Origin of the sequence: Komagataeibacter europaeus LMG 18890 (genome assembly GCF_000285295.1) — a bacterium.
Lineage (GTDB): Bacteria > Pseudomonadota > Alphaproteobacteria > Acetobacterales > Acetobacteraceae > Komagataeibacter > Komagataeibacter europaeus.
Genome location: NZ_CADP01000011.1, coordinates 1 through 17,331 on the forward strand (window position 1 = coordinate 1; position 17,331 = coordinate 17,331).

At 63.5% G+C, this 17,331-nt stretch carries 16 protein-coding genes and 1 pseudogene (1 of these 17 only partly in view); 10 read left to right on the plus strand and 7 right to left on the minus strand.

All coding sequences use genetic code 11. The features are described from left to right. From GEU01_RS05965 to GEU01_RS05975, 3 genes are all read left to right on the plus strand, one after another. On the plus strand, window positions 1-1,503 hold a 1,503-nt coding region (locus GEU01_RS05965), incomplete at its 5' end, for a carbohydrate porin (protein ID WP_019085340.1). Window positions 1,504-1,777: 274 nt separating this feature from the next. Beyond that, complete coding sequence (locus GEU01_RS05970; RefSeq protein WP_231290055.1) at window positions 1,778-2,410, plus strand: hypothetical protein; 633 nt, start codon at window positions 1,778-1,780, stop codon at window positions 2,408-2,410. A 23-nt stretch (window positions 2,411-2,433) separates the two neighbouring features. Next, complete coding sequence (locus tag GEU01_RS05975; RefSeq protein WP_019085341.1) at window positions 2,434-2,961, plus strand: peptide deformylase; 528 nt, start codon at window positions 2,434-2,436, stop codon at window positions 2,959-2,961. On the opposite strand, the gene GEU01_RS05980 is transcribed toward GEU01_RS05975, so the two are convergent. Then, entirely contained in the window at window positions 2,931-3,656 is a 726-nt protein-coding gene (locus GEU01_RS05980; protein ID WP_019085342.1) for a response regulator, read from the minus strand. The genes GEU01_RS05975 and GEU01_RS05980 overlap by 31 nt on opposite strands. A gap of 5 nt (window positions 3,657-3,661) precedes the next feature. After that, the gene (gene phoU / locus GEU01_RS05985; protein WP_019085343.1) at window positions 3,662-4,366 is read right to left on the minus strand and encodes a phosphate signaling complex protein PhoU; all 705 of its coding nucleotides are present in this window, start codon (window positions 4,364-4,366) and stop codon (window positions 3,662-3,664) included. Window positions 4,367-4,539: 173 nt separating this feature from the next. Here phoU and GEU01_RS05990 point away from each other — a divergent pair, with 173 nt between their 5' ends. After that, the gene (locus tag GEU01_RS05990; RefSeq protein ID WP_019085344.1) at window positions 4,540-6,876 is read left to right on the plus strand and encodes a TonB-dependent receptor; all 2,337 of its coding nucleotides are present in this window, start codon (window positions 4,540-4,542) and stop codon (window positions 6,874-6,876) included. Here GEU01_RS05990 and GEU01_RS05995 read toward each other — a convergent pair. Both GEU01_RS05995 and GEU01_RS06000 read right to left on the minus strand, forming a co-directional pair. Next, the gene (locus GEU01_RS05995) at window positions 6,825-8,222 is read right to left on the minus strand and encodes an MFS transporter (protein WP_019085345.1); all 1,398 of its coding nucleotides are present in this window, start codon (window positions 8,220-8,222) and stop codon (window positions 6,825-6,827) included. The genes GEU01_RS05990 and GEU01_RS05995 overlap by 52 nt on opposite strands. Further along, window positions 8,186-8,587: a hypothetical protein gene (locus tag GEU01_RS06000; RefSeq protein WP_019085346.1), complete on the minus strand. Its 402-nt coding sequence runs from the start codon at window positions 8,585-8,587 to the stop codon at window positions 8,186-8,188. Before GEU01_RS06000 ends, GEU01_RS05995 begins: the two co-directional genes overlap by 37 nt. 105 nt (window positions 8,588-8,692) lie before the next feature. Here GEU01_RS06000 and GEU01_RS06005 point away from each other — a divergent pair, with 105 nt between their 5' ends. From GEU01_RS06005 to GEU01_RS06015, 3 genes are all read left to right on the plus strand, one after another. Continuing rightward, on the plus strand, window positions 8,693-9,619 hold the full coding sequence (locus GEU01_RS06005; RefSeq protein ID WP_019085347.1) for a glucosamine inositolphosphorylceramide transferase family protein: 927 nt from the start codon (window positions 8,693-8,695) through the stop codon (window positions 9,617-9,619). Between the two features lie 287 nt (window positions 9,620-9,906). Further along, window positions 9,907-10,902 (plus strand): hypothetical protein, encoded by a 996-nt coding sequence (locus GEU01_RS06010; protein WP_010510633.1) that lies wholly within the window; start codon window positions 9,907-9,909, stop codon window positions 10,900-10,902. Window positions 10,903-11,061: 159 nt separating this feature from the next. Then, the gene (locus tag GEU01_RS06015; RefSeq protein ID WP_019085348.1) at window positions 11,062-13,086 is read left to right on the plus strand and encodes an AAA family ATPase; all 2,025 of its coding nucleotides are present in this window, start codon (window positions 11,062-11,064) and stop codon (window positions 13,084-13,086) included. Between the two features lie 70 nt (window positions 13,087-13,156). On the opposite strand, the gene GEU01_RS06020 is transcribed toward GEU01_RS06015, so the two are convergent. Continuing rightward, the gene (locus GEU01_RS06020) at window positions 13,157-13,366 is read right to left on the minus strand and encodes a hypothetical protein (protein WP_010510628.1); all 210 of its coding nucleotides are present in this window, start codon (window positions 13,364-13,366) and stop codon (window positions 13,157-13,159) included. Window positions 13,367-13,523: 157 nt separating this feature from the next. On the opposite strand from GEU01_RS06020, the gene GEU01_RS06025 reads away from it, so the two are divergent. Continuing rightward, window positions 13,524-14,375 carry an acid phosphatase gene (locus tag GEU01_RS06025; RefSeq protein ID WP_026018543.1) on the plus strand — a complete coding sequence of 284 codons (852 nt, stop codon included), beginning with the start codon at window positions 13,524-13,526 and terminating at the stop codon, window positions 14,373-14,375. 33 nt (window positions 14,376-14,408) lie between these two features. Here the strand turns inward: GEU01_RS06025 and GEU01_RS06030 are convergent, their stop codons facing one another. Beyond that, window positions 14,409-14,747 carry a hypothetical protein gene (locus tag GEU01_RS06030; protein ID WP_010510624.1) on the minus strand — a complete coding sequence of 113 codons (339 nt, stop codon included), beginning with the start codon at window positions 14,745-14,747 and terminating at the stop codon, window positions 14,409-14,411. Window positions 14,748-15,018: 271 nt separating this feature from the next. On the opposite strand from GEU01_RS06030, the gene GEU01_RS06040 reads away from it, so the two are divergent. Further along, a complete protein-coding gene (locus tag GEU01_RS06040; RefSeq protein ID WP_010510620.1) occupies window positions 15,019-15,555 on the plus strand; it encodes a DUF1269 domain-containing protein in 537 nt (178 codons plus the stop codon). A gap of 92 nt (window positions 15,556-15,647) precedes the next feature. Further along, window positions 15,648-16,768: pseudogene (locus GEU01_RS22370) on the plus strand (L-dopachrome tautomerase-related protein). A gap of 10 nt (window positions 16,769-16,778) precedes the next feature. Here the strand turns inward: GEU01_RS22370 and petA are convergent. Continuing rightward, window positions 16,779-17,331: the 3' portion of a ubiquinol-cytochrome c reductase iron-sulfur subunit gene (gene petA / locus GEU01_RS06050; protein ID WP_026018544.1), read on the minus strand. 83 nt of this gene lie beyond the right edge of the window; the window shows 553 of its 636 coding nt (coding positions 84-636); its start codon lies beyond the right edge, outside the window; its stop codon occupies window positions 16,779-16,781.

The following is a 17,331-nucleotide window of genomic DNA, read 5'->3' on the forward strand; positions in this document are numbered from 1 at the left end:
CTGGGCAATTCCACCCCGCTGATCCAGCAGATCGACCCCGCCACGGTGCGTGATTCGGAACGCGCGCAGGCCGATACGGAAGAAAAGGCCGCGGTCGCGGCAGGGGGCGAGGACAGGCTGGACACCAGCGGCAACCTGCTGGGCAACATGTGGGGCGCGCGGCCGTGGCTTTACAAACACGGCATCACCTTCGACATACAGGAAGTCGATGAGGTCTGGGGCAACGGCACCGGCGGCACGCCCAGCACCAATGGCGACGGGCAGGGTTCGGGCACCGGCCCCGCCTATGACGGCGTCACCATGCCGACGCTGACCATCGATACCGAAAAGCTGTTCGGGCTGAAGGGCGGCCTGTTCAACGTCAGCGCGCTGCAGACGCGCGGGCGCTCGATCTCGCAGGATCACCTGAACAACTTCAACCCCATAAGCGGGTTCGAGGCCGATCGCTCCACCCGCCTGTTCGAACTGTGGTACCAGCAGTCCTTCCTCAAGGGAAAGCTGGACGTGAAGATCGGCCAGCAGGACCTTGATACCGAATTCCTGGTCAGTTATTACGCGTCTTTGTACCTGAACGCCAATTTCGGCTGGCCCATGGCCCCTTCGGTCAACCTGTATGGTGGCGGGCCGTCATGGCCGCTGTCCTCGCCCGCCATCCGCATCCGCTACCGCCCCAGCGAGAAATTCACCTTCATGTTCGCCGCAGCCGACGACAACCCGCCCGGCAACCGCTACAACTCCCTGCCCATCCAGCAGGCCACCGGGTCTGGCAGCGGCTTCAGTTCCGATCCCACCAGCCAGACCTATGACGGCGCCAACGGCACGAACTTCAACATGGGCACCGGCGCGCTGCTGATCACCGAACTGCAGTATGCGCTCAACCCGCAGCCGGCCGACATGTCCAACGTGACCAAAAATCCCGGCCTGCCGGGGGTGTACAAGCTGGGTGGATACTACGATACCGCGAAATTCGCCGACTACCGCTACAACCAGCGCGGCGGTTCACTGGGGGCGGCCACGCTGAACGCCAGCGCCACGCAGGCCGACCTGACCCCGCGATGGGACCGGGGCAACTGGATGGTCTATGGCATCATCGACCAGATGATCTGGCGGCCTTCGCTAACATCCCCCCGCTCGCTGGGTGCATTCGTGCGCGCCACGGGCAACGGGGGCGACCGCAACATGATCAGCTTCGCCATCGACGCGGGGCTGAACCTGAAGGCCCCGTTCAGGGGACGCGACAACGACACGATCGGGCTGGGCTGGGGCATCGGCCGCGCCAGTTCGGGGCAGCGCCAGTTCGACCGCGACAGCCATTCGCTGGTGCAGGGCAACGAAAACCACCTTGAACTGACCTATCAGGCGCAGGTCACGCCATGGCTGGTCATGCAGCCCGACTTCCAGTACGTCTGGCACCCCGCCGGCGGCGGTGCCGACCCGTCCTTCCCATACCGCCGCACCGGCGACGAGGCGATCTTCGGCCTGCACAGTAATATTACATTCTGATGGACGCGCATATTCCGCCCCGTAAGGATACCCATGCCACGGGTGGGGCATGACGCCCGTCCCGCTGGTGCCCGTGCTGCTGGTAATGCTACGGCTGCCATTCGCATTCGCGGCCCATAATCCGCGTATTCCCGCCACAGGAATGGCAAGAGGAGACAAAAGCACAGGGCGGAATTGAAAATTTACATTGTTGTGAGGAACGGACCCCTTCTATACGCCTGAATACACAGGCACATGGCTGGGTCCCGTGCCGCATTGCAAAAGGAAAAAACCGTTGCGCCGTCTTGTTGCTTTATGTCTTCCGCTCGGTATGGCCGCCTGCGCGCAGCACGCCCCCCGTCCCATGGTAAATTACTGCCGGCAGCCTGCTGTTGAATCCGCGGTGGTGGCCATTGCCAATCAGGGCGCGCCCAATGCATCCCCGGCCATCCGTTTCGAAGACGGGACGGTCAAGAGCGCCGTCTATAACGACCATATGCAGGTCATGGCCTGCCATGGCAGCCTGGTGCGCAAAGATGGCACGCGGCAGGACGGCATCGCCGTCGCCCGCCTGCCGCACATGCGCACGGGATGGAAGGAAATCTGGGGCACCAGTGCGGCCAGCCACCAGTGGATATCGGATGCGGACATAGAAAAAAACAAGCAGAACCGGTACGCCGACTATTACGAACATACTCCGCAGGCCTGCAAACCCTATGCGCATGACCTGTTCTACGGCACGCAGAAATCGGACAAGGAAACCGAACACCTGCGCGAGACACTGTATGACTGCCTGGCGGAACATGACGTCAAGCCGCTGCGTCCCGTATCCGGCGTGGACCATACCTACAGCCCGTTCGGCATGAACTTCTACATTCCGTATTACACCAACCTGAACGCGGACGATAACGGTCCCTTCCTGTACTGATCGCAAACCGGAACCCAGCCTGCATGGCCATCCTGCCGATTGTCCGCTTTCCCCATCCCTGTCTGGAACAGGTGGCGCAACCCGTTGATGCAACGGCGCCCGCAACCGCGCAACTGGCGCGCGACCTGCTGGAGACCATGCATGCGGCCCCGGGAATCGGGATCACCGCATGTCATGTGGGCATTGCGCAACGCGTGGTGGTGATTGACCTGCCGGATGGGAATGGGCCGCATGTCTATGCCAATCCCGAAATCATCTGGCAGTCGGCGGAAACATCCACACAGGAAGAAGGCAGCGTGTCCATGCCCGGCATCCACGCGCCCGTCACCCGCCCCGCGCGGATAAAAGTGCGCCATGCGCGCCCTGACGGCGGGAATGTGGAAGAAGACGCCGATGGCCTGCTGGCCACCTGCCTGCAACATGAAATCGACCAGATCAACGGCATATTCTGGCTGAAACGCCTGTCACGCCTGCGCCGCGAACGGGCGCTGAAGCGTTATACCAAGCTGGGACGCGGCGGTCAGGCCACCTTGCCATCATCCAGCATGTAACCGCTGGAACGCACGGTGCGGATCAGGTCCGCCCCACCCGTGGCGTTCAGCGCAAGACGCAGCCTGCGGATGTGGACATCCACCGTGCGCTCTTCCACATGGATACGGTCATCCCACGCGGCGGCCAGTATTTCGGCGCGCGAAAACACCCGGCGCGGATTGCGCAGCAGATGCAGCAGGATACGGTATTCCGTAGGCCCCAGGGCAAGCGACGTCCCCGCACGGCTGACCCTGCGCCCGGCATGGTCCAGCGTTATGTCGGCAAAGGTCAGTACGTCCTCCGCCTGTGCCGCTGGGGTTGCGGCACGGCCCGCGCTACGCCGCATGACCGCACGCACGCGCGCATGCAGCACATCCATCCCGCACGGCTTGACCAGATAATCATCCGCCCCGGTATCCAGCGCGTGGACGGAATCCTGTTCTTCCCCCCGCGCGGTCAGCATGATGATCGGCAGGTACCGCGTGGCCGTGGCCATGCGCAGCCTGCGGCACAGGTCAACCCCGGACAGGCCCGGCATCATCCAGTCCAGCAGGACAAGGTCGGGCTTCCACTCGCTCACCTCACGCAGGGCGTCCAGACCGTTATCGACCGGCATGACAAGGTGCCCCGCCGCCTCAAGGTTGTAGGACAGCATGACGGACAGGGCGGCATCATCTTCTGCGACAAGGATGCGCAGCGGGCGATCTTCGAACAAGGACGCTAGCCCCCCTGTCCTGAAAACCCGCCACGGGGGCGGACAACCGGCAGTATCTCGCCCGTCGCGGTGTAATAGACGCGTTCCGCGATATTGGTGGCGTGGTCGCCGATCCGCTCAAGGTTCTTGGCAATGAACAGCAGGTGCGTGCATGGCCAGATATTGCGCGGATCTTCCATCATGTAGGTAACCAGTTCGCGGAACATGGCGTTATACAGTTCGTCCACCGCCGTGTCGGACTGCCAGACTTCACGGGCAAGGTCGGCGTTGCGCTGGCTCATGGCGTCGATCGCGCGGCGCAGGTTGTCCTGCACCAGCCGCCCCATGCCACGCAGGCCGCTGAGCGATATGCGCGACGTCACAAGTTCCGTGCGCAGCGACCGGCGCGCGATGGAAGCCGCGCAGTCACCGATACGTTCCATGTCGCCGGTGATCTTGAGTGCCGAGACCACTTCACGCAGATCCCCCGCCACGGGGGAACGCAGGGCGAGGATACGGATGACCATCGCCTCCACATCGCGTTCCAGCGTATCGACCTGCGGGTCGAGATCGGCTGCGACACCGGCGGCGTTTTCATCACGGTCGGCAATGGCGGCGACAGCCTGCGATGTCTGCTGTTCAACCAGTCCGCCCATCCGCGCCATCATGGAACGAAGCTGTTCCAGTTCCTGTTCGTAACTGCTGACGATATGTGCCGATTCCTGTCCCACCCGTGAGAACCTTCCTGCCTGCCCGCACAATTATACGGGATATGCCCGATAACAGGGCTTATGATACGTCACACGGATATAATATATCCGTCCCGGATTTGTTCAAGACGATGTCATACCCCATCGGGATGACCCAAAATAATGAAATAAAAAGATTTCTTCAGGAACGCTCCATGCCACATGCCCCCCGTCCCCCAATCCTGCCCGATCCGGTCCCCGTTTCCTACCGGCGGATGCTGACAGTCGCGCTGGGCACGATGCTGGGCATGGGGCCGGGCATGGCGTCGGGAAATGACAACACGCCTGCCACGCCACCCGTCACGACGCGGGCCTCCACACCCGCGCATCTTCCCGCAGCACCCACGGAAACCATGACCGTGACCAGCCAGCACGTGGTGGGCACCCAGCCCGGCGGTGGCCTGATCCGGGTGGAAGACGCGCCGAAATCCGTCAGCACCATCGGCACCGACTTCATGCGCAAGCAGGCGCCCAGTGCGACGGCATTCGACATGGTCAGCCTGCTGCCCGGTGCCAATGTCTCCTCCTCCGACGCGCTGGGGTTTTCGCCCCAGACCAACATCGCGGTGCGGGGATTGAGCGGGGATTCGCTTGGTTACATCCTGGAGGGCATGCCGCTTAATGATATCGCCTATTACAACGGCTATCCGGGGCAGTTCGCGGATACGGAAAATTACCAGAGTGTTTCCCTGCAGCAGGGATCGGCCGACCTTGATGCCCCCGTGCTGAACGCAGCGGGGGGGCTGATGGACATGTCCTTTCGCGATCCATCCATGAAGGCAGGGGGCTATGCGGATGTCTCGTACGGGTCATACAACACCAACCGGCAGTTCCTGCGGCTGGAAACCGGGCAGATCGGGCATACCGGCCTGCGGGGCTTCGTGTCCTATTCCCATGGCTATACCGATAACTGGCGCGGGCCGGGCCATGATGAACGCCAGCACATCGACTTCAAATTCCTGCGCGAATGGGGGGCGGGCAACCGGGTGTCCCTGATCGGGACATGGAACACGATGGTCGCCAGCTATTACCCGCCGGTGGACAAGGCGGACTGGCAGGCACAGGGACCGCACGGGGCGGCCAACAACCTTGCCGCCACCTACAACCCCCATGATGCGGCGGGCGGCACGGATTACTGGGCGCTGTACCGGCAGCCCGAACGCATTGCCTATCTCGCGGCCCCGGCGCGCTTCACGCTGGCGGACAACCTGCACCTGAAGGTCACGCCCTATGCCCAGTGGAGCTACGGCAACGACCCCAGCGGCACGACCATGGGTGACAGCGGCCTGTGCAGCGGCACAGGCAACTGCGATGAAAACGCCGTCGTGCGCGCGAACTGGACCCAGACCAGCTACCGTTCCGGCTTCAACGCGACACTGGACTGGCTGCTTGGCAACCATGACCTGGTGTTCGGTTACTGGTACGACTATTCCGATGACAGCGAGCATCAGCCCTTCACGTCCGTCAATGCGCAGGGCACTGCGGCCGACATATGGGTCGACCGTATCAGCCGCACCCTGCTGCAACCCGATGGCCAGCAGGTGGACGCGGGCAGCTACCACATGATTTCCCAAACCAATGCACTGTATATCGGCGACCGGATGCATTTCCTGAACCACCGCCTGATGGTGGATGTGGGGTTCAAGGAAGTCATGCTGGACCGCCACGGCACCACTACGTCGGATAGCGTGCAGACGGCGGCGGGCAGCAATTCCGCCACCCCGCTGCCACGCATCGCGATCCGTTACCGCATAAGTCCGCGGCACATGGTCTTTTTCAACACCACGACCAATTTCCGCACGCCCGACGAAACCGCGCTGTTTGGCGGGGTGACCGCCAGTGGCGTCGCAACGCAGCTGAAAAACGAATATTCCGTGTCGGAGGAACTGGGCTACCGCTACAATGGCGACCTGATTATCGGCAGCCTGACGCTGTTCAACTATGATTTCACCAACCGCGAAATCCAGACCCAGATCGGGCAGGTGGAATCTACCATCAACGGCGGTGGCCAGACCTCACGCGGGGTGGATGTGGAAATCGGCATGAGACCATGGCACCATTTCGCGCCCTATCTGTCCGGGGAATACCTGCACGCCACCATCGACAGTGACATTCCCTCCAGCAGCGGCATGCTGGCGACGCGGGGAAAGACGGCGGTGGAAAGCCCGACACTGCAGGCCTCCGCCGGGCTGAGCTATGATGACGGGCACATATTTGGCATGGCGTCCGTCCATTACACGGGACGGCAGTATTCAACCTTCATGAATGACGAACGCATGCCCGACCATACCACCGGCAACCTAGCCATTGGCTACCGCATGGACGACCATGCTTTCCTGTCCCACCCCGAATTCCGGATGAATTTCAATAATATCACCAACCAGCATTACCTGTCCGGTGTCGCCACCCCCACCCTGACCAAAGCCGATGGGCCGCAATATTACGTGGGCGGCGGGCTGGCGGTGCTGTTTACCGCCTCCACCGGGTTCTGACGGGCGGAATACCGCAGCACGACCCCGCCCGCCAGCAGGTACAGCACGGCAGGCACCAGCAGGAAGCCGGCATGGATTCCCGCCTGCGCATGTAACGGCTGCATGCGCGCGCCACCAACCAGCCCCGATACCGCCAGCACGCCCGCCAGCAGGCTGCCGCCAATATCAAACGCCATTTTTGATGCGGTGGAATTCAGCGCCCATGCCAGCCCCACCGTATGCGTGCCCGAAAACCCATCGCCGTCCATGCAGTGCGCCAGCAGGGTAAAACAGACCGGGTTGCAGATCCCGACACACAGGCCGAACAGCGCCAGCGATACACCGATCACCTCCACCCGCGCGGGCAGCACATACGCCACCAGCAGCACGCCCCCCGCCGCCAGCGTGCCGCCCCGCATGACCGGGGCCGTGCCCCACCGCGCAGCCAGCGGCAGCGATAGGCCACAGCCCACCAGCACCATCAGGCTTATGGTACCCAGCAGCCAGCCAGCCATATGGTCACTGTCATGCAGGACATAACGCACGTCATAGACCAGTGCGCCGAACAGGAAGGTACTGCCCAGCATGGTCAGCAACATCGCCCCCGTCAGCCGCCGCCAGCCCCGGTTGGCCAGCAGCCCGGCAACGCGTGCGCGCACCGTCATGTCACCGCTGTCCGTCGCGACCCGTTCATGGCAGAACCGCGACGGCAGCCACAGCAATCCGCCCACCACGCACGCCACCACGACCATGAACAGGGCAAACCCCACCTGCCGGTCGCCATGCCCCAGCCAGTCCACCATGGGCAGTGTCGCGATACTGACAAGCAGGCTGCCCAGCGTCGCCCCCACCATCCGGCTGGTGGCAAGGCGCAGGCGCATGTCATGACCCGCCGAAATCAGGCTGGTCATGGCGCCATAGGCGGTATTGACCACGCCATACGCCACACACAGCGCCATATACCCGATGGTGGCGCCGATGCCGCGCACGACCACCGGCCACCCATGCGGCAGGGGCATGAAGGCCAGCGCCACCAGCACAATGAACGGCACGATCCCGCCACGCAGCAATGGCAATGCCTGCCGCCCCGCGGGCCTGCGGTCAATCCAGATCCCCACCGCCGGATCGGTCACCAGGCTGGCCGCGCGCGCGGCCATGAGCATGAACCCCACCATCTGCACCGGCAGCAGGCAGATTTCGGTATAGAAATATGCAAGGTAGCTGAGCATCAGCCCCCAGATGATGTTGAACCCCATGTCGCCCGCGCCAAATGCCACGACCTCCGCCAGTCCGATGCGGGATGCGGGTGGCATGGGCGGGCGGGCGGGCATCATCCCGGCAGGATCGTGCCGCGCACGCCAAAGCATTCTTCCGGTCCCCGAGACGCACGCGGCCGTACATCATGCGCATACCGTGCGGCAGCGTCATCAATCATGCCGTTCACGTCAGCATGCGGGTGGACAGGGCGTGGCATGCACGCACCAGACGCCCCCGGCATGTCATCCAGCACCAGCACCAGCACCAGCACCAGCACCAGCATCTGCCGTGATGCACGGATAACGGCCATGCCATGGGCGATCATCATGTCCACGCCGACACCAGGGGTATGTCCGGCATGCCCAGCGAACTTCCTCGCCAGCATCACGTCCACATGCGGATCAGGCCTGCGGGACATGGGGGCGGCATAGGCCGCCCGAATGCTCCGACACCGGGGCTGTTCCCCATTGCCCATGCTTGCTATTCCCCTGCCCTAGCCATCTGTTACGATGGCATCAGGCATATTGCAGCATATCCGTGTTTGCAAATCAGCCGCCAGACAGCAACGGGAACCGCGTAAATGGGACTGGGCCGGACCGACATATGGCAGACGGGACTTCTTCACCGGTCCATGCCCGACATACTGCGCGCGGGCACGCTGGTGGATACGCCGGTCACATGGCTGCCCGATCCCGGTCCCTTCCGTTTCATTGCCGACCATTTTGGCATCTGGCACGAGGACAGGCTGTACCTGTTTGCCGAAGCCTATGACTACCGCGTGAAGGTCGGGCGGATCGATGTCTTCATCCTTGACCGCACCCTGAACGTCACCGCACACGCCCCCGTACTGGTGGAACCGTGGCACCTGTCCTATCCCGTCATTCTGCGCGATCGGGATGGATCGTTCCTCATGATGCCGGAATCAGGCAAAAGCGGCATGCAACGCCTGTACCGCGCGACCGACTTCCCCTATCGCTGGAAAGAGGTAGAAGGCTGCGCCTTTCCCGGCCCGATGATCGATGCCTCCCCCCTGTTCCATGACGGCAGGTGGTGGCTGTTCCATACCCCGTGGCATGAACTGGAACGCCCGCGTGTCGATACGCTGCATGTTGCATGGGCCGATAGCCTGACCGGGCCATGGCACCCGCATCCCGGCAATCCGGTGCGGCGCGACATACACGGCGCGCGGCCCGGCGGGACGCCGGTGGTGATGGATGACGGCACGATCGTCCTGCCTACGCAGGACTGTGCCCGTACCTATGGCGGCGCGATCACCCCGCTGGTCATCACCACCCTGACCACCCGCGATTTTGCGGCGCACCCGCTGCCCCCCCTGTCCGCGCCAGCCGCATGGCGGCCTGCGACCGACGGGCTGCATACCCTGTCCGCCGCCGGTCCCGTGACGCTGGTGGATGCGAAGCATACCAGCCGCTCGGTCATCAGGCGGGCGGGCGTGGACATTCACCGCATGGCGCGTGAACTTACCCGCCGTACGCTGCGTTACTGATAAAACTGAAAGAAACATATTCATGGCCGGGCATGGAAACCTGTCATGGATTTAATGTGATATTAATTACCATTATCACATAACATGCCTATTATATGCATCAATATGGCATGCAACGAACAACCACATAACACCCTGTCCCGATAACCGGGCCAATGCCATAGCCCATGTGACCCGCCCCCATCCCATCGTGGCGCATGGATCCGTATCGTGCTGGCGCTGCCGGCATGACCGCCCCTTTAACCGACACCGATCCTTCCAGCCCCAGATACTTCAAGGACCGCCCGATGCGTGAACCACGTACCGCCCCGGCTGCCTGGCATCTGCAGCATTCCCGCCCCGAAAGCCTGGTCAGCTATTTTGACCCCTGGCAACCTGTGGCGCGGCAGCTGGACATGCTTGCCAACCGCTTCAGGACCGTCAAGGCCCTGTGCGATGCACAGGTGGACAGCCTGGCCACCGAACATGCCGCACTCGCGGAACTGCGCGATGCGCTTGCATTCCACCTGATGCGGGCATGCGTGTGGTGGCAGGTCGATTTTTCCCCGCACGCGGTAACCGGCCTGCAGGCCACCAGCTTCATGAAACACGTCCGCCGTCATACCGACCGGTTCGTGGATGACGATACGCTGCTCGATGTCATGACATGGCAGCATTACATGCACCGTGCCGATAGCGGTCACATCATGGTGACCGGGACCGACCCGCTGTGCCGGGGCAACACCACCATCGTGTACGGCATCGATGGCCACCGGGGTTTCCGCTTCGCCATGCAGCGTGCGGGGCAGAAGCTGGAATGGAACGACATCACCCATGCGGATTTTGTCGCATCCTGCCTGAACGCCCGCGCCCTGCACTGCCTGATCGAGACGGAATGCACCGCCATTGGTGAATGGGATCTGGCACGGGAGGAACACATACAGGCATCGCGTTACCACACCCAGCATTTCCGCACGGCCACGCAGGCCAACCCGGTGGAACGCTACGCCACGGCGCTGGACCAGCTCAGCCGCTGCCATTCCCGCTTTGGCCGTTTCGAGTTCGAGAACATCGTCAACCACATGGCGTTCTCGGTCATGCAGGTGGCGCATGAACGCGGGACCAGCATTGCCGACATGCTGCGCCACGGGACCGACCGGCCTGTCAGCCCCCGAATCGTTGGCAGCCTGAAAAAACGCGCCCGTGGCCATATCACCACCGGCACCGATCCGCTGCGCCATGCCGGGCTGGAGGCCATGCTGGATCAGGTTGAAACCGGCTTTGCCCTGTCGGGTGGCAACTGATGCGGCAGGGGGGAGAGAAAACATCTTCCTCCCCCCACGACATCTGCCCCTGCAATACCTATATTCAGACAGGAGTAGCAGGAGACCCTATATATGGCGCTAGCCAGAAGCAGACGACCGGCAGCACGCCGCAGGACGGTACAGCCCCGCTCATCGCGCGTGCGGGGCGAGACACGTCGCCTGCTGGAGATGCTGTGCGTACTGCATGGTTCTATCCATCGTGGGTCGCGTGACGCGGGCGCGCTGGTGCGCTGCGTGGTGCAGGCCCAGCCCGACCTTGGCCTGCAGGACAAGGAACTGCCCGCCGCCCCCCGCCATGACGGGGAAAACCCGCCCACCGCCACGGAATGGAAACGCCTTGGCCATGCGCTGGAAGAAGCGCGCGCGCAGCATGCGGGCGACCGGGGCTACGTGGATACATGGCTGGAGGAACTGAGCCAGGCGACAGGCCTGGGCCGGGTCGCCAGCGAGGTGCTTGGCCTGGCCATGTGCTACCGCCTGAATGGCCATTTCGAACAGTTGTGGGACGACCTGTGTGAAAACCGTTCACGCGGGCCGTTCCTGTGCGAGGACATCCCCCTGCTCCACCTGCTGCTGGGGCAGGAGGAGGATGCGATCGCCACCGCCCTTGCCCCCGATGGGCAACTGCGCATGAGTGGCCTCATGACCGTGGATGAGGACGGCGACATCACCCTGCTGCCCCGGCTCATGGCGCTGATGAACCGCCGGGCCAGCGTGGTGGGGGATATCCGTTCCCTGCTGCTGGGCCAGCCCAGGGATGCGACCCTGCCGTGGGATGCCTTCGCCCATCTGGGCCAGCAGGCGGAAATCGCGGCAAAGCTGCTGAAGGCCGCGGTCAGACAGCATGCAACCGGCATCAATATCCTGCTGTATGGGCCACCGGGCACGGGCAAGACCGAATTTGCCGCGACCCTTGCCCGGCATATCGGTGCGACCCTGTACCCCGTGGGCGAGGCGGACAGCGCCGGCGATGAACCCTCCCGCCACGAACGGCTGGCCGACCTGCGGTGCAGCACGCGGCTGCTGCGCAACACGGAATCCATCCTGCTGTTTGACGAGGCCGAGGACCTGTTCACCGCCAGCCTGTTCGATCCGCCACAGTCCTACAGCCGCGTGTTCTTTCACCGGCTGCTGGAACAGGGCGGCACGCCGGTCATCTGGACAGCCAACGATCTAGATACCCTTGGCCCCGCGATCGCGCGGCGCATGGCGCTGTGCATCGAGGTGCGCCAGCCCGGTATCGGCGTGCGCACGCGGCTGTGGCAGGACATGGCGCGTGAGGAAAAGGTCGCCCTTGCCCCCACGGATGCCGCCGACCTGGCCCGCGCCATTCCGGCGGCCCCGGCCATTTTTCGCAATGCGCTCCGCTCCACCCATCTGGCGGGGGGCGATTCCGCCATGGCCAGCATGATCGCGACCGGCATCGCCCGCGCTGCGGCGGGCGGGCAGATGCCCATGCCGTCACAGCCGGATGTGACGGATTACGATGCGACCCTGATCAATGCGGACTGCGACCTGCAGGCCCTGACCACGCGGCTGGCGCGTCCCGGCGCGCCGCGCGCGGTTTCGCTGCTGCTGTCGGGTCCGCCGGGTTCGGGCAAGAGCGCGTATGCCCGCCATCTGGCGGAACGGATGGACATGCCGGTGCTGCAGAAACGCGCCTCCGACCTGCTGGACAAGTATGTGGGCCAGAGCGAGCAGCAGATCGCCGCTGCCTTTGCCGAGGCCTGCGACAGCGGGGCCTTCCTGATCATTGACGAAGCCGACAGCCTGCTGGGCGATCGCCGTTCGGCGGAACGGTCATGGGAAATCAGCCAGGTCAACGAAATGCTGACATGGATGGAACATCATCCGCTGCCATTTGCCTGCACCACCAACCTTGTGGAAAAGCTGGATCCGGCCAGCATGCGGCGGTTCCTGTTCCGCGCGCGCTTTGGCTACCTGACATCAGGCCAGGCAGCGCATGCCTTCCGTCGCTTCTTCGGGAAGGATGCGCCCGCCGGGCTGCGCCACATCCATACGCTGGTCCCGTCCGATTTCGCGCTGGTGCTGCGTCGTGCGCGCCTGCTTGATGAAGACCCGACGCCCGATGAACTGCTTGGGCGTCTTCAGGCGGAAACGGCGGGGCGGGACGGCAACCGACGCATCGGGTTCATGTCCTGACATGTGGTGGGGCATGCCGCCTTTTCCAGCAAGGCGGCATTTCCTGAGGCTGTTACAGTGACCTGCGTGCCTACAGCGACGGTCCCCACATGCCAACGACGAATATGATCGCCCCCAGCGCCAGCATGGCGATGTGAAACATGACCTGTCCCGGCATGGAATCGGGGCTTATGTGCAGGCCATGGAAAAACTGGACCACCACCAGCGTCAGGCCAACGACACACAGGCCGATGCGTACGGGACTGACCGTGGTGGGCCATATCTGGTTTCTGCGGTTCATTCTTGCGTGCCTCCGGGCTTTGGCGCCAGCATGCCATAAAACGCGGCGGCGCAGAAGCAGCACCTGTCCTGCAACAGGATTTGCCAGTCCCTGCACCCATGCTATGCGCATGGTAGGGTCGTGGGTTGCGGCCAACAGGTGAAATGACAGGAAACAGATGCGTCTTGACCGTTGTGCCATGGCGGGTGGCCTTGCCACCTGTGCCATGATGACCCTGCTGGCGGTGGTATCCGTTCAGGCCAGCGCGCATCCCCACCATCATGGCACAGGCGTCGTGCATCACCATGCGGCACAGGCCGCCGATACCGTCCCCGCGGGCCCGCCCCTGCCGGATGGACAGATTTTCCTGCCGCCCCCGCCCGGCCCGGACACGGCGCAGCGCGCGGCGGATGCCAGCATTTTCGCCGCGACCCGCGTGCTGGAGGGGACGCCACGATGGAAACTGGCGCAGGCGGATAACCGTGATACGCCCGCCCATATGGTCTCGGCCTTTTCCTGTGCGGCCGGCTTTACCCTGCCGCCGGATCACCTGCCTGAACTCGTGGGCCTGGTGACACGGATCGAACAGCGCCTGACACCTGCGGTCCATGCGCAGAAAATGTTGTGGAACCGGCCCCGTCCCTTCACCGAAGCGGAACTGTCGACCTGCATCCCGCTGCGTGCCAGCCTGCGACATGACCCATCCTATCCTTCGCTCCATGCCACGCTGGGCTGGGTGACGGGACTGATCCTGTCTGACATCCTGCCTGAGCGGACGGCATGGATCATGCAGCGTGCCCGGGTATTCGGGGAAAGCCGGGTCGTCTGTGGCGTACAGTGGCAAAGCGACGTGATGGCCGCGTGGCTGAATGGCGGCGTGCTGTATTCCGCCATGGAACAGGATGAAGGCTTCCGTCAGGAAATGGACGCGGCCCGGGCGGAGGTCGTTGCCCTGCACCCGACCATGTCCGCGCCCCCTGCGGAAGAATGCGCGGTTGAAGCGGACGCCGCGGCCCATCCGCCCCAATAAGGGGCTGGCTGGAAAATCCGTTCAGGATACCCCTTACCGGCGTTCGGAATCCGCACCGCTGCCATCATCCGTAATCCCGGCACGTGACGGGGAATCGGCATCCGGTTCCACCGTGCGGCTCATACGGGCAACAGCGGCGTCATCGCCAAATCCGCGCCCTGACACGCGGCGACGGGGGGCCGGATTTTCCATCAGCACGTTTTCCAGCGCCTCGGGATCGGTGCGCTCGGCTTCATCAAACAGTTCATCGGCACGGGCCTGATCGCCTGCGCGCTCGGCCTTCAGCCCGGCTTCGGCCAGCCTGCGCGCGGTGCCATGCTTGCCTTCGCCTGCATTGTCGGGACGGTCATCATCGTTCATGAAACGGGACATCGGCTTGTCTCTCCTTGCAATACATGGGTGCGTGACACTGCGACATACGGACAACACATATGACAGGGGGACGGTTCGCCACCATGTCCGTCATGAGCCGCTTCATGGCAGATGGGATATCCGGCCTGCGCCCGCAACCGGGCCAGACCTGCACCCCACCGGGGGCATCCATGCCTAAAAACCGCCACGGCATGAAGGATATATCCATGTAATATCATGGTGACCATCCGCCCCCACCATCCGGGGGCGGAGACATGCAATGGAGTATCCCATGTCCGATCTGATCGTTATCGGTTTTGACAGCCAGGACGAAGCCACGGCTGCCCTGACCGAATGCAAGAAGCTGGAAAAGGAATACCTGCTGGACCTGGAGGACGCGGTTGTCGTCATCCGCACCGCCGATGGCAAGCTGCACCTGCAGCAGAGCGTCAACCTGGAAAAGGTCGGCGCGTCGTATGGCCTGTTCTCTGGCGGGTTCTGGGGCGCGCTGGTTGGCCTGCTGTGCCTGAACCCGCTGGCGGGTTTTGTCGCGGGCAGCATCGTGGGTGCCGGTGCGGGCGCGATCGCGGGCAAGATGTCCGACTACGGCATTGATGACAATTTCATCAAGTCGCTGGGCGCCACCATCCCGGCCAACACGTCCGCGCTGTTCATTCTGGTGCGCAAGTCCCAGCCCGACAAGGTTCTGGCCGACCTGCGCACGTTCAAGGGCCATGCCCGCGTGCTGCAGACCTCGCTTTCTCCGGAAAACGAAAACAGGCTGCGCGCGGCCCTGGGCCAGCTGGCGGCCCCCGCCCCGGCGGCCTGAATGCCTGTCCCACATGCCGCCCGTGGCATGTGGGACCTTGCCCACACACAGGCGTGATGACCGATCACCCCGCGTAATGATATGCTGGGCATATGCCGACCACCCGTCAGCGCCTGCGCCGCGTGTTCCTGTCATTTTTTCTGGCCATTCCGGCCGCTGTCACATGGCATGGCCCGGCACGGGCACATGAAGGACTGCATGTGCAATGGACATCCGACCGTGTCCTGAATGCCGTAGCGGTCGCCGATAACGGACGCACTTTCGTCTCCTTCCCCTATTGGGGTGGGGGCGGCAGCGGCCCCACCGTTGCTGAAATCGACGCAGGCGGCCAGCCCCATGCCTTCCCCGATGCACGCTGGAACCATCCCGACGGGACAAGGAGCGACCTGCAGCCCTTCGTGCGCGTCAACGCCCTGCGCATCGGCCCGGACGGGCTGCTATGGGTCGTGGATTCCGGGAACGCGAACGTAGGGGGCCACCCAGCCCCCACAACGGCGCACCGGCGCGCCTGCTGGCGTTTGACATAACGACCGGGCGCGTGGCGCATGCCATCTCACTCCGGGCGGCCAGTACGCCACACAGCTACATGGATGACATCCGTTTCCATGGGGATACGATTTTCGTGACCGATGCGGGGGATCCGGCGCTGGTGGTGGTCAACCTGTCCACCGGGGCACAGCGACGGGTACTGGCGCATGACCGTTCCACCACGGATGACCGCCCGATGTATGCCGAAGGCCGCATGCTGATCGCCCATGGTCGGCAGGTGCGAATCCATGCTGACCAGCTGGAAGTCTCCCCGGACGGACAGAAACTCTATTTCCAGCCCAGTTCCGGCCCGATGTGGGTGGTGCCCACGACGGCGCTGGAAAACCCGACCCTGTCGGCAGCCGACCTGTCCCATGCCGTAACGCTGTTCCATGATACGCCCACGACGGGCGGGACAGCCATTGACGGGGATGGCAACCTGTATGTGTCGGATGTGAACAGGTTAAGTATCCTGCGCATTACACCACAGGGAAAAACCACCACACTGATTCATGACAGGCGGCTGGTCTGGGCCGACGCCATGTGGATCGACAGCCATGGCATGCTGTGGATACCCGCCGTGCAGCTTGACCGGACCGCGACGTTCCAGCCCGATGGGGTCTCACGCCTGCATTTGCCGGTTGCAATCTATACCATGGACCTGCACCTGAAACCCGTGCGCTAGGCCACCGGGATCAGAGCTGCTGGATACCGGCGAAATCGAAATCCTGCCCCGCCGGGTTTTCACCCAGCCGGATAACGGTGGGCGATGGCATGCTGTAGGGCGGGACCGGCAGGTTGTACGGGGCGGGCGCGCCACGGAACACACGCCCGGCCAGATCGAATTTCGATCCATGGCAGGGACATGCATAACCACCCGGCCAGTTGCCGCCGCCCTGCCCTTCGGGCAGGGGCTTATAGGCGGGCACACAGCCCAGATGGGTGCAGATACCCACCACCACGCCATAGCGCGGGTCCAGCGAACGGTGCCAGTTTCTGGCATAGGGTGGCTGCTGCCGGTCATTGGACTGCCCGTCACGCAGTCGTCCGGTCAGGGCGGCGTCCTGCAGGGCCGCGATGGATTCGGGCGTGCGATGGGTAATGAAAACCGGCTTGCCCTGCCATGTCACCACAATCTGCTGTCCCGGTGGCAGGGCGGATATATCCACATCAACCGGCAGGTGGGCTGCCGCACTGTCGCGCGGGGCAAGGCTTTGCAGGAAGGGCCATAGGCATGCGCCCGCACCG

Bases quoted from the DNA above. Each gene is read 5' to 3' on its own strand.
- GEU01_RS05975 (WP_019085341.1), top strand. From the start codon at position 2,434: ATGGCCATCCTGCCGATTGTCCGCTTTCCCCATCCCTGTCTGGAACAG.
- GEU01_RS06040 (WP_010510620.1), top strand. From the start codon at position 15,019: ATGTCCGATCTGATCGTTATCGGTTTTGACAGCCAGGACGAAGCCACG.
- GEU01_RS06010 (WP_010510633.1), top strand. From the start codon at position 9,907: ATGCGTGAACCACGTACCGCCCCGGCTGCCTGGCATCTGCAGCATTCC.
- GEU01_RS06025 (WP_026018543.1), top strand. From the start codon at position 13,524: ATGCGTCTTGACCGTTGTGCCATGGCGGGTGGCCTTGCCACCTGTGCC.
- GEU01_RS05995 (WP_019085345.1), bottom strand. From the start codon at position 8,222: ATGCTTTGGCGTGCGCGGCACGATCCTGCCGGGATGATGCCCGCCCGC.
- GEU01_RS06000 (WP_019085346.1), bottom strand. From the start codon at position 8,587: ATGGGCAATGGGGAACAGCCCCGGTGTCGGAGCATTCGGGCGGCCTAT.
- GEU01_RS06005 (WP_019085347.1), top strand. From the start codon at position 8,693: ATGGGACTGGGCCGGACCGACATATGGCAGACGGGACTTCTTCACCGG.
- GEU01_RS05990 (WP_019085344.1), top strand. From the start codon at position 4,540: ATGCCACATGCCCCCCGTCCCCCAATCCTGCCCGATCCGGTCCCCGTT.
- GEU01_RS06030 (WP_010510624.1), bottom strand. From the start codon at position 14,747: ATGTCCCGTTTCATGAACGATGATGACCGTCCCGACAATGCAGGCGAA.
- GEU01_RS06020 (WP_010510628.1), bottom strand. From the start codon at position 13,366: ATGAACCGCAGAAACCAGATATGGCCCACCACGGTCAGTCCCGTACGC.